This is a genomic window from Pelomonas sp. Root405 (assembly GCF_001425165.1).
Taxonomy (GTDB): domain Bacteria; phylum Pseudomonadota; class Gammaproteobacteria; order Burkholderiales; family Burkholderiaceae_C; genus Pelomonas.
In genome coordinates this window covers 217,355-231,845 of the sequence record NZ_LMDU01000016.1, presented here as the reverse complement: position 1 = coordinate 231,845, position 14,491 = coordinate 217,355, and the positions used below count along the sequence as shown (strand labels likewise).

At 66.8% G+C, this 14,491-nt stretch carries 13 protein-coding genes; 10 read left to right on the top strand and 3 right to left on the bottom strand.

Annotated features, from left to right (window positions below; all coding sequences use genetic code 11):
- The first annotated feature begins 132 nt into the window (after positions 1–132).
- From ASC81_RS23875 to ASC81_RS23860, 4 genes are all read left to right on the top strand, one after another.
- Complete coding sequence (locus tag ASC81_RS23875; RefSeq protein WP_156392398.1) at positions 133–1,665, top strand: HAMP domain-containing sensor histidine kinase; 1,533 nt, start codon at positions 133–135, stop codon at positions 1,663–1,665.
- Entirely contained in the window at positions 1,649–2,098 is a 450-nt protein-coding gene (locus tag ASC81_RS23870; protein ID WP_056273093.1) for a hypothetical protein, read from the top strand. Before ASC81_RS23875 ends, ASC81_RS23870 begins: the two co-directional genes overlap by 17 nt.
- Complete coding sequence (locus ASC81_RS23865) at positions 2,095–3,513, top strand: sigma 54-interacting transcriptional regulator (RefSeq protein ID WP_056273090.1); 1,419 nt, start codon at positions 2,095–2,097, stop codon at positions 3,511–3,513. Before ASC81_RS23870 ends, ASC81_RS23865 begins: the two co-directional genes overlap by 4 nt.
- 199 nt (positions 3,514–3,712) lie before the next feature.
- Complete coding sequence (locus ASC81_RS23860) at positions 3,713–4,063, top strand: BON domain-containing protein (protein WP_056273089.1); 351 nt, start codon at positions 3,713–3,715, stop codon at positions 4,061–4,063.
- A 61-nt stretch (positions 4,064–4,124) separates the two neighbouring features.
- Here the strand turns inward: ASC81_RS23860 and ASC81_RS23855 are convergent, their stop codons facing one another.
- On the bottom strand, positions 4,125–4,874 hold the full coding sequence (locus tag ASC81_RS23855; RefSeq protein WP_056273407.1) for a helix-turn-helix domain-containing protein: 750 nt from the start codon (positions 4,872–4,874) through the stop codon (positions 4,125–4,127).
- A 113-nt stretch (positions 4,875–4,987) separates the two neighbouring features.
- Here ASC81_RS23855 and hemN point away from each other — a divergent pair, with 113 nt between their 5' ends.
- The 4 genes from hemN (at position 4,988) to ASC81_RS23835 (ending at position 8,833) form a co-directional block, all read left to right on the top strand.
- The gene (gene hemN / locus ASC81_RS23850) at positions 4,988–6,394 is read left to right on the top strand and encodes an oxygen-independent coproporphyrinogen III oxidase (RefSeq protein WP_056273086.1); all 1,407 of its coding nucleotides are present in this window, start codon (positions 4,988–4,990) and stop codon (positions 6,392–6,394) included.
- 162 nt (positions 6,395–6,556) lie between these two features.
- On the top strand, positions 6,557–7,183 hold the full coding sequence (locus ASC81_RS23845) for a sulfite exporter TauE/SafE family protein (protein WP_056273083.1): 627 nt from the start codon (positions 6,557–6,559) through the stop codon (positions 7,181–7,183).
- A 60-nt stretch (positions 7,184–7,243) separates the two neighbouring features.
- Positions 7,244–8,500 (top strand): NADP-dependent isocitrate dehydrogenase, encoded by a 1,257-nt coding sequence (gene icd, locus ASC81_RS23840; RefSeq protein ID WP_056273080.1) that lies wholly within the window; start codon positions 7,244–7,246, stop codon positions 8,498–8,500.
- A gap of 57 nt (positions 8,501–8,557) precedes the next feature.
- Positions 8,558–8,833 (top strand): hypothetical protein, encoded by a 276-nt coding sequence (locus tag ASC81_RS23835; protein WP_056273079.1) that lies wholly within the window; start codon positions 8,558–8,560, stop codon positions 8,831–8,833.
- A 75-nt stretch (positions 8,834–8,908) separates the two neighbouring features.
- On the opposite strand, the gene ASC81_RS23830 is transcribed toward ASC81_RS23835, so the two are convergent.
- Complete coding sequence (locus tag ASC81_RS23830; RefSeq protein ID WP_056273076.1) at positions 8,909–11,146, bottom strand: NADP-dependent isocitrate dehydrogenase; 2,238 nt, start codon at positions 11,144–11,146, stop codon at positions 8,909–8,911.
- 179 nt (positions 11,147–11,325) lie between these two features.
- On the bottom strand, positions 11,326–11,586 hold the full coding sequence (locus ASC81_RS23825) for a cold shock domain-containing protein (protein ID WP_056273404.1): 261 nt from the start codon (positions 11,584–11,586) through the stop codon (positions 11,326–11,328).
- Between the two features lie 183 nt (positions 11,587–11,769).
- Here ASC81_RS23825 and clpS point away from each other — a divergent pair, with 183 nt between their 5' ends.
- Both clpS and clpA read left to right on the top strand, forming a co-directional pair.
- A complete protein-coding gene (clpS, locus tag ASC81_RS23820) occupies positions 11,770–12,150 on the top strand; it encodes an ATP-dependent Clp protease adapter ClpS (RefSeq protein ID WP_082536773.1) in 381 nt (126 codons plus the stop codon).
- The gene (clpA, locus tag ASC81_RS23815) at positions 12,147–14,474 is read left to right on the top strand and encodes an ATP-dependent Clp protease ATP-binding subunit ClpA (protein WP_056273071.1); all 2,328 of its coding nucleotides are present in this window, start codon (positions 12,147–12,149) and stop codon (positions 14,472–14,474) included. The genes clpS and clpA overlap by 4 nt, the downstream gene beginning before the upstream one ends.
- Positions 14,475–14,491 lie beyond the last annotated feature (17 nt).

Here is a 14,491-nt window from a genome sequence, read left to right as displayed (position 1 = left end):
TTTGGTGCGCTGCAGCATTGGCGGTTTTCGGATGGCGGCGTGCCGGTTGCATCGTGATGCAAAGCCGGCCACGCCTCCGGGCCGTCCGACCGGTTGGCGCCCTAGCATGCGGCGCCTTCGCGCAGCTGCACGATGCCTTCGCACACCCTGGACTCCGCACTCACGCCGCCCCACCCGACCGAGCCCGCGCCTCACCCCGACTCGGCCCGGCAGCGCCTGCGCGGCCTGTCCTTCCACCAGTGCCTGCTGGCCGCGTTCCTGCTCATCACCGCCTTGCTGGGCGGCGCGGCGGTGCAGGCCATGTTCGCGCTCGGCGATGTGGCCGAGCAGGGCCGCCAGGCGTCGCAGGACGCTGCTGCGCTGACCGCCCAGGGCCAGCGCCTGGCCGAGCGCACCGTCGCCATGGAGCGCAGCGCGCGCCAGTTCCTGGTGCTGGATGACGCCAGCCTGCGCGACCGCTATGAGCTGGCCTGGCGGGACGCCCAGGCCACGCAGTCGGTGCTGTCGGATTTGATGCCCGAGGCCGCCTCGCAAAAGCTGTTCGCCGAGTGGGAGACGCAGGCCCAGGCCGCCTGGCGCGTGCTGCAGAACCCTGGCCTGCCCCGCACTCGCGCAACCGCGCTGAAGCGCCTGACGCCGGTGTTCACGCGCCTGCACAACGTCAACGAGACGCTGGCAGAACATGGCCAGCAGGCCATGGATCGGCGCAGCGATGCGCTGCTGACGGAACTGGAGCAACAGCGCCGCCTGATCAGCGCGCTGGTGCTGGGGGCGATTGCGCTGGCCATCCTGTTGGCGCTGGGCTTTGGCCACTGGCTGCTGCGGCCGCTTGCCGCTGTCGAGGCGGCCATCGGCCGGCTGGGCGACAACCGCTTCGACCAGCCGGTGGAGGTGGGTGGCCCCGCCGACCTGCGCCGCCTCGGGCGCCAGCTCGAATGGCTGCGCCAGCGCCTGGCGACGCTGGAATCCGACAAGACGCGCTTTGTCCGCCACATCTCGCACGAGCTCAAAACGCCGATGGCCTCCATCCGCGAAGGTGCGGCCCTGCTGCGCGAGGGCGTGGCCGGCCCGCTGACGCCGGACCAGACCGAGATCGTGCGCATCCTCGGCGACAACAGCGCGGCGCTGCAGGGCCAGATCGAGGACCTGCTGCGCTACCAGACGTTGGCGTCCGACTCCCAGCAACTGCGGCGCCGGCCCGTCGACCTGAAGGACCTGCTGGCCCGAGTCGTCGACGACCAGCGCCTGCTGTGGCAGGCCCGCGGGCTGACCGTCCACATCGATGCCCAGTCTTGCAGCGCGATGGCCGACGGCGAGAAGCTGGGCATGGTGCTGGCCAACCTGCTCGTCAACGCCCTGCGCTTCAGCCCGCCGGGCGGGACCATCAGGCTGGCGTTGGTATGCGACGGCGGCAAGGCGCGCATCGACTGCATCGACGCCGGTCCCGGCGTGGCGGCCGAAGACGTCGAGCGCATCTTCGACCCCTTCTACCAAGGCCGGAACCAGGCGCCCGGCGCGCGCCGTGGCAGCGGCATCGGCCTGTCTATCGTGCGCGAGATCGTGCAGGCGCACGGCGGCAGCTGCCGCCTGATGCCCAGCGAACGCGGCGCCCACTTCCGGATCGAGATTCCTGATGCAGATGAAACGAATGAAGCGACTGTTTGAGATCGTCGTGCTGCTGTTGCTGGCGGGCTGCCAGACGCCCATGCCCATGCCGCCGCCAGCGCCCCACCCCACCCCAGCTGCGCCCGTCTGCCCCGAGCCGCCCGCACCGCCGGTCGATCAGCTGGGCGCGGTGACCGCCTATGTCGAAGACCTGCGCAAGGCCCTGACTTTGAGCCAGGGTCGCGGCAGCGCCGACCTGGCGCAGGCGGCCGCGCAGATCGAAGTGCTTGCAGGCGCCACCGACGCGCCGACCGAACCACTGAGGGCCATGGCCGCGCTGATCTCGGCCCGCCTGGCCGAGCAGCGGCGGCTGCAGGACAACGTCGACAAGCTGACGCTGCAACTGCGCGACAGCCAGCGCCGCAACGAGCAACTCAACGAGAAGCTCGAAGCATTGAAGGCCATCGAGCAAACCCTGCCCGCAAAACGATGAGTACACAAGCCACCATCCTCCTTGTCGACGACGACGCCGACCTGCTGCGCCTGATCACGATGCGCTTGACTGCTGCGGGCCATGCCGTGCAGGCCGTCGCCAGCGCGGAGGCGGCCCTGGCGCACCTGGCCGTTCGCTTGCCGTCGCTCGTCATCACCGATGTGCGCCTGCCGGGCCTGGACGGCCTGGCGCTGTTCGACGAGGTGCGCAGCCGGCACCCGTCGTTGCCGGTCATCCTGCTGACGGCCCACGGCAGCATTCCCGATGCCGTCGAGGCGACGACGCGGGGTGCCCACGCTTACCTGACCAAGCCCTTCGACGGCAAGGAACTGCTGGGCAAGATCAACCAGGCGCTGCGCGTCAACGCGCCCGGCCTGGCGCCGGTGGGCAGCAGCACCAATGGCGACGCCTGGCGCAGCGAGATCATCAGCCGCAGCCCGCGCATGGCCGAGGTGCTGGCCGAGGCGCGGCTGGTGGCGGCGACGGACGCGAGCGTGTTGATCTGCGGCGACAGCGGTACCGGCAAGGAACTGCTGGCGCGAGCCCTGCACAAGGCCAGCGCGCGCGCCGACAAGCCCTTCATCGCCGTGAACTGCGGGGCCATCCCCGAGGCGCTGCTGGAGTCCGAGCTCTTTGGCCACGTGAAGGGTGCCTTCACCGGCGCTCAAGGCCATCGCCAGGGACTGATCCCGGCCGCGCACGGCGGCACGGTCTTCCTCGACGAGATCGGCGACATGCCGCTGGCTTTGCAGGTCAAGTTGCTGCGCGTGCTGCAAGAGCGCATGGTGCGCCCGGTCGGCAGCAACGAGGCGGTGGCGGTCGACGTGCGGGTGCTGTCGGCGACGCACCGCGACCTGGAGCTGGCGATGAGCGAAGGCCAGTTCCGCCCCGACCTGTTTTACCGGCTCAACGTCGTCAAGCTGCGCCTGCCGCCGCTGTCCGAACGGCGGGAGGACATCGCGCTGCTGGCCCAGCATTTCTTGCAAACGCTGGCCGCGCGGCATCGCAAGCCCGTCAAGGGTTTTGCGCCGGACGCGCTGGAGGCGCTGGTGACAGCGCCCTGGCCGGGCAATGCGCGCCAGCTCTACAACGCCGTCGAACAGGTCTGCGTGCTGGCCACGGCGCCGCTGGTGTCGCTGGCCCAGGTGCAGCGGGCGCTGCAGATGCCGTCGCTGGAAGTGCTGAACTACCAGCATGCCAAGCAGCGTTTCGAGCGCGACTATCTGAACCAACTGCTCAAGCTCACCTCTGGCCACGTGGCCGACGCCGCGCGCCTGGCGGACCGCAACCGCACCGAGTTCTATCGGCTGATGCAAAAGCACGGGCTGGACCCGCAACTGTTTCGCGCTGAAGCGGGCGACGCGCTGGCGTCGGGTTCAGGCGACAAGAAGATGTCAGGTGAATCAAGCACTTAGGCCGCAGCGGCGCCAAACTGTCGCCGCGTGGCGACAAAACATGCGGCGCCATCGGGTCGGCGCCTCCCGCTGGCGCGTGAAAAACTTCACAAGTCATTGATTCACAACATGAAAGCAGAGCTGGCACAGGCCTTGCGCTAAGCCTGTCCGTGGTGCCGCCCGGTACCGCTTTTGATTCACGCTTCTTCAGGAGATCTGCATGCAACACACATCCACCTTCGCCCGACTGCTGTCTGCTGCTTTGATGGCAGGTGCCGCTGGTGCTGCCTTCGCCGCCGACCCGGCGCCGGCGACTGCTCCGGCCGCTCAGGCTCAGCAGGGTGCGCAGGCGCAAACCGCTGGCGACGCTGCCCTGACCAGCCAGGTCCAGGCCGCGCTGCAGCAGGACAAGGACTTGTCCGCTCTGCCGCTGACCGTCAGCAGCACCAGCGCCGGTGTGATCGTCGTCAAGGGCGCCGCCCCCAGCGCCGAGATGGCCCAGAAGGCCGTCCAGCTGGCCCAGGCCGTGCCGGGCGTGAAGGAAGTTCGCAACGAGATCAAGGTCGGCTAAAGCTCCGTCGTTCCTCGATCTCAGGCCCCGCGCGCCCCCGCGGGGCCTTTTTTGTATGGCTTCAACAGCGACTGTTGTTGACGAGAGCTTCTAGGCCGGCCTGATCCAGGATGCGCAACTGGCGTTGCTTGACCTCCATCAGCCCGTCTTCCTGGAACTTGGAGAAGGTGCGGCTGACGGTCTCAAGCTTCAGGCCCAGGTAGCTGCCGATTTCCTCGCGCGTCATGCGCAGCACCAGGCTGGACGCCGAGAAGCCGCGTGCCTGCAGCCGTTTTGTCAGGTTGAGCAGGAAGGCGGCGAGGCGCTCCTCCGCGCGCATATTGCCCAGAAGCAGCATGACGCCGTGGTCACGCACGATCTCGCGGCTCATGATCTTGTGAAAGCCGTGCTGCAGCGAGCTGAACTCGCGCGAAAGGCCTTCGAGTTGGTTGTAGGAGATGACGCAGACGGATGAGTCCTCCAGCGCAACTGCGTCGCAGTGGTGCTGGTCGCTGCTGATGCCGTCCAGCCCGAGCAGCTCGCCGGCCATCTGGAAGCCCGTCACCTGGTCGCGCCCGTCCTCGCTGCCGACGCACGTCTTGAAGAAACCGGTGCGCACCGCGTACAGCGCCTCGAAGCGCTGGCCGTTGCGGAACAGGTGCTCGCCGCGCGGCACGCTGCGTCGCTTGTCCACCAGGCCATCAAGCTGGCCCAGGTCGGCGGCACTGAGCCCCACGGGCAGGCAAAGCTCGCGCAGGTTGCAGCTTGCGCACGCGACCTTGAGCGGCTCCATGGTGGGGGCGGCGGTGGACACGTCGGGGGTGCTCGGCATGTTCATCGCGCGGGGCAGGGTGGTCAGCATGGCGCTGATTCTTTGCTGGATGACCCGCGCCGTCGTTGACCTGGATCAAGGCCCGACCGCCGCGCCCTCGGCACAGTGCGGCCATGGCTGCTGTGACCGAACGCCCCCTCGATGCCGACCTGCTTGACGCCAACATCCGGCGCCACGACGTGGTCGGGCCGCGCTACACCTCCTACCCGACGGCCGACCGCTTCGTCGAGGCCTATCAGGGCGCCCAGCACCTGCAGGCGCTGCGCCAGCGCGGCACGGCCCAGCCGCTGTCGGTCTACGTGCACATCCCGTTCTGCGAGCAGCTTTGCTACTACTGCGCGTGCAACAAGATCATCACCAAGCACCACGAGCGCGCCGCGCCCTACCTGGCCGCGCTGAACATGGAAATGGACCTGGTGGCCGAGGCGCTCGGCGCGGGTTCCGGAGGTGTTGCGCCGGTGTCGCAGCTGCACCTGGGTGGTGGTTCGCCGACCTTCCTGTCCGACGCCGAGCTGAGTGCGCTGATGGACGCGCTGCGCCGCCGCTTCAAGCTGCTGCCCGGTGCCGAACTGTCCATCGAGGTCGACCCCCGCACCGTGGACCTGCAGCGCCTGACGCACCTGCGCCTGCTGGGCTTCAACCGCCTGTCCTTCGGCGTGCAGGACTTCGATTCCGCCGTGCAGAAGGCGGTGCACCGCGTGCAGCCGCTGGAGCAGGTCGCCAGGCTGATGCAGCAGGCCAAAGAATTGGGCTTTGCGTCCACCAATGTCGACCTGATCTACGGCCTGCCGCTGCAGACGCCCCAGAGCTTCGCCCGCACCATTGCCCAGGTGGCCGAGCTGCGGCCCGACCGCATCGCCATGTATGCCTACGCCCACCTGCCGCAGCGCTTCAAGCCGCAGCGCCGCATCGTGGCCGAGCTGCTGCCGCCGGCGGGCGACAAGCTGGCCATGCTGTCGGGCGCCATCAGCGCGCTGCTGGGCGAGGGCTACACCTTCATCGGCATGGACCATTTCGCGCTGCCCGACGATCCACTGGCCGTGGCCAAGCGCCAGGGCCTGCTGCACCGCGGCTTCCAGGGCTATTCAACGCAACCGGATTGCGACCTCGTCGGCCTGGGCGTGTCGGCCATCAGCCGCGTAGGCGCGACCTATGCGCAGAACGCCAAGACGCTTGAAGAGTACGAGGACGCGCTGAAGCTGCAGCAACTGCCCGTGCAGCGCGGCCTGGCGTTGACGCGCGACGACCTGCTGCGCCGGGCGGTCATCATGGCGTTGATGTGCCAGGGTCGGGTCGAGTTCGAGTCCATCGCGGCCTCCTACCTCGTCGACGTGCCGACCTACTTCGCGCCGGAGCTGACCCGGCTTACTCAGCTGGCGGAGCAGGGGCTCGTCACGCTGGAGCCGGGCGCCATCCAGGTCACGCCGCTGGGCTGGTATTTCGTGCGCGCCGTCGCGCTGGTGTTCGACCGCTACTGCCAGGCCGACGCGAGCCGCGAGCGCTTCTCGAAGATCATCTAGAGAAGCTGTGAACGAACTCTGCACGCCCGCTCATCCCGCGGCAGCACCGCCACTCTGCGTTGCAAATGCTCGCCGTAGCCCGAGCTACGGCTGTGCTTTGCGCCTTGATTGGCGGCACTGTCGCGGTCTGCTCGGACGCGCCGAGCCCCTTCGCAGCTTCTGATGGCCTTGGACGCCGCGCTGATCGCGTCCGCCACGCTGATGGGTCTGGCGGGCCTACCGCATTGCGCGGCCATGTGCAGTGCGCCTTGTGCGCTGGCCAGTGGCAAGCGCCCGGCGCGGCTGCTTGCCGGTCGACTGCTGGGTTATGCGGCGGGCGGGGCGGTTGCGGCGGCCTCGGCCGAGGCGCTGGCGCGGGCCGCGCAGGGCATGAGCTTTCTTCAACCGGCCTGGGCGCTGCTGCAGGCGGCGCTGCTGCTGCTGGGCCTGAGCTTGCTCGTGCGGGGCCGCGCGCCGGCCTGGCTGGGTGCGGTGAGCTGGCGCCCCCAGCCCCGCCATTCGTTCGCCACCGGCATGGCCTGGGTGGCCATGCCTTGCGGGCTGCTGCATGCGGCGCTGCTGCTGGCAGGGCTGTCGGGCTCGCCTTCAAGCGGTGCGGCGGCCATGGCGGGCTTTGCGCTGGCCAGCACGCCCGGCCTTGTCATCGCGCCGCTGTGGCGGGCGCGGCTGCTCAAGCGCGGCGGCGACGGCGCCACGCCGGCCCTGCGCCTGGCCGGCCTCGCGCTGGCCGCGGGCGCCGCCTGGGGCCTGGCGCACGGCGTGTGGGAACGCCTGCTGCTGGCCTGCTGACGCGGCCATAAACTCGCGAGGTTTCGTCTTGAATCGCCTTTGCGCGAAAGCCCACACGCCATGTACCAACACATCCAGGTGCCCGAAGGCGGCCAGAAGATCACGGTCAATGCCGACTTCTCGCTGAACGTTCCCGACCAGCCCATCATTCCCTACATCGAAGGCGACGGCACCGGCCTGGACATCACGCCGGTCATGCTCAAGGTGGTCGACGCCGCCGTCGCCAAGGCCTACGGCGGCAGCCGCAAGATCCACTGGATGGAGATCTATGCCGGCGAGAAGAGCACCAAGGTCTACGGCCCCGATGTGTGGCTGCCGGAAGAGACGCTCAAGGTCCTGAAGGAATACGTCGTGTCCATCAAGGGCCCGCTGACCACGCCGGTCGGTGGTGGCATCCGTTCGCTCAACGTCGCGCTGCGCCAGGAGCTGGACCTCTACGTCTGCCTGCGCCCGGTGCAGTATTTCGACGGCGTGCCCAGCCCCGTGAAGGAGCCGCACAAGGTCAGCATGGTCATCTTCCGCGAGAACTCGGAAGACATCTACGCCGGCATCGAATACGAAGCCGAGAGCGACAAGGCCAAGAAGCTGATCAAGTTCCTGCAAGAGGAAATGGGCGTCAAGAAGATCCGCTTCCCGGACACCTCCGGCATCGGCATCAAGCCGGTCAGCCGTGAGGGTACCGAGCGCCTGGTGCGCAAAGCCATCCAGTACGCCATCGACAACAACAAGCCCAGCGTGACCATCGTGCACAAGGGCAACATCATGAAGTACACCGAGGGTGGCTTCCGGGACTGGGCCTACGCACTGGCGCAGAAGGAGTTCGGCGCCGAGCCCATCGACGGCGGCCCGTGGTGCAAGTTCAAGAACCCGAAGACGGGCAAGGACATCACCATCAAGGACAGCATCGCCGACGCCTTCCTGCAGCAGATCATCCTGCGCCCGGCCGAGTACAGCGTCATCGCCACGCTCAACCTCAACGGCGATTACATCTCCGACGCGCTGGCGGCGCAGGTGGGCGGCATCGGCATCGCCCCCGGCGCCAACATGAGCGACTCCATCGCCATGTTCGAAGCCACCCACGGCACCGCCCCCAAGTACGCCGGCAAGGACTACGTGAACCCCGGCTCCGAGATCCTGTCCGCCGAGATGATGCTGCGACACATGGGCTGGAAGGAAGCGGCCGACCTGATCATCAGCTCGATGGAAAAGTCGGTGCTGAGCAAGAAGGTCACCTACGACTTCGCGCGGCTGATGGACGGCGCGACGCAGGTGTCCTGCTCCGGGTTCGGTCAGGTGATGATCGACAACATGGACTGACGCCACCGGGGCGGCGCATCATTGGCCGTCGGCCGATTCAACGTCTGGAGCCCGAGCATGCCGGAGTACCTCACTACCTATGTGGCCGAAGACCAGTTGCTGGTCTATCAGGGCGCGGACTTCGACGAAGTTCGCCTGGCGGATCGGTCGGGTCAACTGGGCGCGGAAGTCTGGTGCTGGACGCGGCGCGAGGCCGACCGCAGCAAAGCCGCCTGGCTTCGGCTGGTCGTGTCGGTTGATGACAAGGACTCGCCGGCCACGGTCGAGCGCGTCCGGGACGCCTTGAAGCCGCAGCCCCCCGTGGATGCGAACCGCAAGGTCTGGATGCATTGAGTTCGCTCGTTACCGGGACGGTCGCGAAAGCAAAACGGGGCGCCGATGGCGCCCCGTTTCATTGGCGCAGCTTGGTCAGCTCGCCAGCGACTCCAGCGCCGCGTTGAACGTCGCGCTCGGGCGCATCACCTTGTCCAGCTTGGCCACGTCCGGCAGGAAGTAGCCGCCGATGTCGGCCGGCTTGCCCTGGACTTCCTTGAGCTCCGCCGTGATCTTGGCCTCATTGGCCGTCAGCGAGTCCGCCAGCGGCTTGAAGCGCGCGGCCAGCTCGGCGTCCTCGGTCTGCTCGGCCAGGGCCTGCGCCCAGAACATCGTCAGGTAGAAGTGGCTGCCGCGGTTGTCGATCTCGCCGGTCTTGGAGCTGGGGCCTTTGGCCCTGTCCAGCAGTTCGCCGGTGGCCGTGTCCAGGGCCTTGGCCAGCACTTTGGCCTTGGCGTTCTTGGTCTTGATGCCGACGTCTTCCAGGCTCACGGCCAGGGCCAGGAACTCGCCCAGCGAGTCCCAGCGCAGGTGGTTTTCCTCCACCAGCTGCTGCACATGCTTGGGTGCTGAACCGCCAGCGCCGGTTTCGTACATGCCGCCGCCGGCCATCAGGGGCACGATGGACAGCATCTTGGCCGAGGTGCCCAGCTCCATGATGGGGAAGAGGTCGGTCAGGTAGTCGCGCAGGATGTTGCCGGTGGCGCTGATGGTGTCCAGGCCGCGGATGACGCGCTCCAGCGTGTGACGCATCGCGCGCACCTGGCTCATGATCTGGATGTCCAGCCCGGTCGTGTCGTGCTCATGCAGGTACATCTTGACCTTGGTGATGAGCTGCGCCTCGTGCGGGCGGTAGGCGTCCAGCCAGAAGACGACCGGCATGCCCGAGTTGCGGGCGCGCGTGACAGCCAGCTTGACCCAGTCGCGGATGGCCGCGTCCTTGCACTGGCACATGCGCCAGATGTCGCCCTGCTCGACGTTCTGGCTCATCAGCACTTCGCCGGTGGCCAGGTCGGTGATGTTGGCCACGCCGTCTTCGGGGATCTCGAAGGTCTTGTCGTGGGAGCCGTACTCCTCGGCCTGCTGGGCCATCAGGCCGACGTTGGGCACGGTGCCCATCGTGCGCGGGTCGAAGGCGCCATGCCATTTGCAGAAGTTGATGATCTCCTGGTAAATGCGGGCGAAGGTCGACTCGGGCATGACGGCCTTGACGTCCTTGAGGCGGCCGTCGGCACCGTACATCTTGCCGCCGCTGCGGATCATGGCCGGCATGGAGGCGTCGACGATGACGTCGTTGGGCGAGTGGAAATTGGTGATGCCCTTGGCCGAGTCGACCATGGCCAGCTCGGGACGGTGCTCGTGGCAGGCGTGCAGGTCGCGCTTGATCTCGTCCTGCTTGCTCTGCGGCAGCGTGGCGATCTTGGTGTAGAGGTCCACCATGCCGTTGTTGACGTTGACGCCCAGCTCGTCGAACAGCTTGGCGTGCTTCTCAAAGGCCTCGCGGTAGAAAATGCGCACGCAGTGGCCAAAGACGATGGGGTGGGACACCTTCATCATCGTGGCCTTGACGTGCAGGGAGAACATCACGCCGGTCTTGCGCGCGTCCTCGATCTCCTTCTCATAGAAGGCCAGCAGCGCCTTCTTGCTCATGAACATGGAGTCGACCACCTCGCGGTCCATCAGCGACACCTTGGGCTTGAGCACGATGGCCTTGCCGCTCTTGGTGATCAGTTCCATCTTCACGTCGCGCGCGCGGTCCATGGTCATGGACTTTTCACCGTGATAGAAGTCGCCGTCATGCATGTGCGAGACGTGCGAGCGCGAGGCCTGGCTCCACTCGTCCATGCGGTGCGGGTTCTTGCGTGCGTATTCCTTGACCGCCTTGGGCGCGCGGCGGTCGGAGTTGCCTTCGCGCAGCACCGGGTTCACGGCCGAGCCGATGCACTTGTTGTAGCGCGCGCGGATGTCCTTCTCTTCATCCGTCTTCGGCGCCTCGGGGTAGTCGGGGATCTTGTAGCCCTTGTCCTGCAATTCCTTGATGGCTGCCTTCAGCTGCGACACCGAGGCGCTGATGTTGGGCAGCTTGATGATGTTGGCCTCGGGCCGGATCGTCAGCTTGCCGAGGGCGGCCAGGTTGTCGGGCACGCGCTGCTCTTCGGTCAGCGGCTCGGGGAACTGGCCCAGGATGCGGCCGGCCACCGAGATGTCGCTGGTGACGACATCGATCCCAGCTTGCGCCGCGAAGCGCTGGACGACCGGCAGCAGCGAGGCAGTGGCCAGGCGCGGTGCTTCATCGGTCAGGGTGTAAACGATCTGGGTCTTTTCGGCGGTCATGAACGTGGTCCGGTGAATGGGTAATCCGTGCTGCGCGCTGCGGCTAGGCGGCTGCGCGCAGGGCATCAACTCTAGCAAGCCGGTCGACGGCATGGCGCCCGCACCTGCCGGCGCCAGGTGCACACAAAGCAAAAGCCCCGTGGCGGCAGGCCACGGGGCTTTTGCGTTGGCAGCTCAGATCAGGAGGCCAGTGTTTGCTGCTGCTGTTGCTGCTGCTCGGCAGCGCGCGCGGCGGCTTCCATGGGCGTGATGTTCTGGGCCAGTTGGCCCTTGGGGCCCTGAACCAGATCGAACTGGACCTGGCTGCCTTGTTTCAGCGTCCGGAATCCTTCCATCTGGATCGCGGAGAAATGGGCGAAGACGTCATCACCGCCGGCTTCCGGCTCGATGAATCCGAAGCCCTTGGCATCGTTGAACCACTTGACTTTGCCCAGCGCCATCATCTTGTCTCCATTCTTTGTGGCACCTCCCAGGGAGGCGGACGGAGATTCTGGTAGCGCGACGAAAGGCGTCAATTCGGGACCTTCCCGGCCGGGTTGACCCGGGGGCGCTTGCAAATTGGCGATATGCCGCCACCTGCCCGCGGTCGGCGGAGGGAATACCCCCGTCGATAGAATCCCGACATGCCTGTGCTCCCCGTTTTCTCAACGCAAAACCAGTCGGTTCCTCCGCCGCCCGCGCCTCCTGTGAAGCCGGGCAAGGAAGAAGGCGACGGGGCGGTTGTCGTCGAGCGTCAGACGCAGAAAACCGAGCCGCCGCGGCTCTACCAGGTGCTGCTGCTGAACGACGATTTCACGCCGATGGAGTTTGTAGTCATGGTTCTGCAGGAATTTTTCCGGCATGACCTCGATACGGCGACGCAGATCATGCTCAAAATCCACCACGAGGGTCGCGGGGTCTGCGGTGTGTTCACCAAGGACGTCGCCGCGACCAAGGTGGAGTTGGTTCTGGCCGCCTCCCGGCGTGCCGGCCACCCCCTGCAGTGCATTATGGAGGCCGCATGATTGCGCAAGAGCTTGAAGTCAGTTTGCACATGGCGTTTGTCGAGGCACGCCAGCAGCGGCACGAATTCATCACTGTCGAGCACTTGCTGCTCGCGTTGCTGGACAACCCCAGCGCGGCGGAGGTGCTGCGCGCCTGCGCCGCCAACCTGGATGACCTGCGCAAGAGCCTGACGCAGTTCATCAAGGAAAACACGCCGATGGTGGGCGGCAGCGACGAGGTGGATACCCAGCCTACGCTGGGCTTCCAGCGCGTCATCCAGCGCGCCATCATGCACGTCCAGAGTACGGGCAGTGGCAAGAAGGAAGTGACCGGCGCCAACGTGCTCGTCGCGATCTTTGGCGAGAAGGATTCGCACGCCGTCTACTACCTGCACCAGCAGGGCGTCACCCGCCTGGACGTCGTCAACTTCATCGCCCACGGCATCAAGAAGACCGACCCCGAGCCGCCCAAGGGCCCCGAGGGGCAGGCGCCCGGCGCGCAGGAAGGCGAGCGCGAGGAAGGCGAGGGGGCCAGCGCCAAGGCCTCGCCGCTGGAGCAGTTCACGCAGAACCTCAACCAGTTGGCCAAGGACGGCAAGATCGACCCGCTGATCGGCCGCGAGGCCGAGGTCGAGCGCGTCGTGCAGGTGCTGTGCCGTCGGCGCAAGAACAACCCGCTGCTGGTCGGCGAGGCCGGTGTGGGCAAGACGGCCATCGCCGAGGGCCTGGCCTGGCGCATCACCGAAGGCGAAGTGCCCGAGGTGCTGGCCGACGCCATCGTCTATTCGCTGGACATGGGCGCGCTGCTGGCCGGCACCAAGTACCGCGGCGACTTCGAGCAGCGCCTCAAGGCCGTGCTGAAGTCCTTGAAGGACCAGCCCAATGCCGTGCTGTTCATCGACGAGATCCACACGCTGATCGGCGCTGGTGCGGCGTCGGGCGGCACGCTGGACGCGAGCAACCTGCTCAAGCCGGCACTGTCGAGCGGCCAGATGAAGTGCATCGGCGCGACCACGTTCACTGAGTACCGCGGCATCTTCGAGAAGGACGCGGCGCTGTCGCGGCGCTTCCAGAAGATCGACGTGCCCGAGCCGTCGGTTGAGCAGACCATCGAGATCCTGAAGGGCCTCAAAAGCCGCTTCGAGGAGCACCACTCGGTCAAGTACGCGCTGGGCGCCCTGCAGGCGGCGGCCGAGCTGTCGGCCAAGTACATCAACGACCGCCATCTGCCGGACAAGGCCATCGACGTCATCGACGAGGCCGGCGCCGCGCAACGCATCCTGCCCAAGAGCAAGCAGAAGAAGACCATCACCCGCGTCGAGGTCGAGGACATCGTCGCCAAGATTGCGCGCATTCCGCCCGCGTCGGTCAACAGCGATGACCGCAGCAAGCTCAAGACGCTGGACCGCGACCTGAAGAGCGTCGTCTTCGGCCAGGACCCGGCCGTCGATGCGCTGGCCGCCGCCATCAAGATGGCGCGTTCCGGCCTGGGCCGGCCCGAAAAACCGGTCGGCTCCTTCCTGTTCAGCGGCCCCACGGGCGTCGGCAAGACGGAGGTGGCCAAGCAGCTCGCCTACATCCTGGGCATAGAACTGATCCGCTTCGACATGTCGGAGTACATGGAGCGTCATGCCGTCAGCCGCCTGATCGGCGCGCCGCCCGGCTACGTCGGTTTCGACCAAGGCGGGCTGCTGACCGAGGCCGTCACGAAGAAGCCGCACGCGGTGCTGTTGCTGGACGAGATCGAGAAGGCGCACCCCGACGTCTTCAACGTGTTGCTGCAGGTCATGGACCACGGCACGCTGACCGACAACAACGGACGCAAGGCCGATTTCCGCAACGTCATCATCATCATGACGACCAACGCGGGCGCCGAGGCGCTGAACAAATCGACCATCGGCTTCACGACGTCGCGCCAGCAGGGCGACGAGATGGCCGACATCAAGCGCCTGTTCACGCCGGAGTTCCGCAACCGCCTGGACGCCATCGTGTCCTTCCGCGCGCTGGACGAGGAGATCATCCTGCGTGTCGTCGACAAGTTCCTCCTGCAGTTGGAAAGCCAGCTGCAGGAGAAGAAGGTCGAGGTCAGCTTCTCCGATGCGCTGCGCAAGCAGCTCGCCAAGAAGGGCTTCGACCCGCTGATGGGTGCGCGGCCGATGCAGCGCCTCATCCAGGACACCATCCGCCGTGCTTTGGCCGACGAGCTGCTGTTCGGCAAGCTGGTCGACGGCGGCCGGCTCAGCGTGGATGTGGACGACAAGGGCGAGACGGTGCTGGACATCCAGCCCACGCCGCCCAAGCCGGCCAAGGACAACAAGCCCAAGGCCGAGCCGGCGACAGCCTGAACCGGCGGGCTTGTGCA

Bases quoted from the DNA above. Each gene is read 5' to 3' on its own strand.
- ASC81_RS23875 (WP_156392398.1), top strand. From the start codon at position 133: ATGCCTTCGCACACCCTGGACTCCGCACTCACGCCGCCCCACCCGACC.
- ASC81_RS23870 (WP_056273093.1), top strand. From the start codon at position 1,649: ATGAAGCGACTGTTTGAGATCGTCGTGCTGCTGTTGCTGGCGGGCTGC.
- ASC81_RS23865 (WP_056273090.1), top strand. From the start codon at position 2,095: ATGAGTACACAAGCCACCATCCTCCTTGTCGACGACGACGCCGACCTG.
- ASC81_RS23860 (WP_056273089.1), top strand. From the start codon at position 3,713: ATGCAACACACATCCACCTTCGCCCGACTGCTGTCTGCTGCTTTGATG.
- ASC81_RS23855 (WP_056273407.1), bottom strand. From the start codon at position 4,874: ATGCCGAGCACCCCCGACGTGTCCACCGCCGCCCCCACCATGGAGCCG.
- hemN (WP_056273086.1), top strand. From the start codon at position 4,988: ATGGCTGCTGTGACCGAACGCCCCCTCGATGCCGACCTGCTTGACGCC.
- ASC81_RS23845 (WP_056273083.1), top strand. From the start codon at position 6,557: ATGGCCTTGGACGCCGCGCTGATCGCGTCCGCCACGCTGATGGGTCTG.
- icd (WP_056273080.1), top strand. From the start codon at position 7,244: ATGTACCAACACATCCAGGTGCCCGAAGGCGGCCAGAAGATCACGGTC.
- ASC81_RS23835 (WP_056273079.1), top strand. From the start codon at position 8,558: ATGCCGGAGTACCTCACTACCTATGTGGCCGAAGACCAGTTGCTGGTC.
- ASC81_RS23830 (WP_056273076.1), bottom strand. From the start codon at position 11,146: ATGACCGCCGAAAAGACCCAGATCGTTTACACCCTGACCGATGAAGCA.
- ASC81_RS23825 (WP_056273404.1), bottom strand. From the start codon at position 11,586: ATGGCGCTGGGCAAAGTCAAGTGGTTCAACGATGCCAAGGGCTTCGGA.
- clpS (WP_082536773.1), top strand. From the start codon at position 11,770: ATGCCTGTGCTCCCCGTTTTCTCAACGCAAAACCAGTCGGTTCCTCCG.
- clpA (WP_056273071.1), top strand. From the start codon at position 12,147: ATGATTGCGCAAGAGCTTGAAGTCAGTTTGCACATGGCGTTTGTCGAG.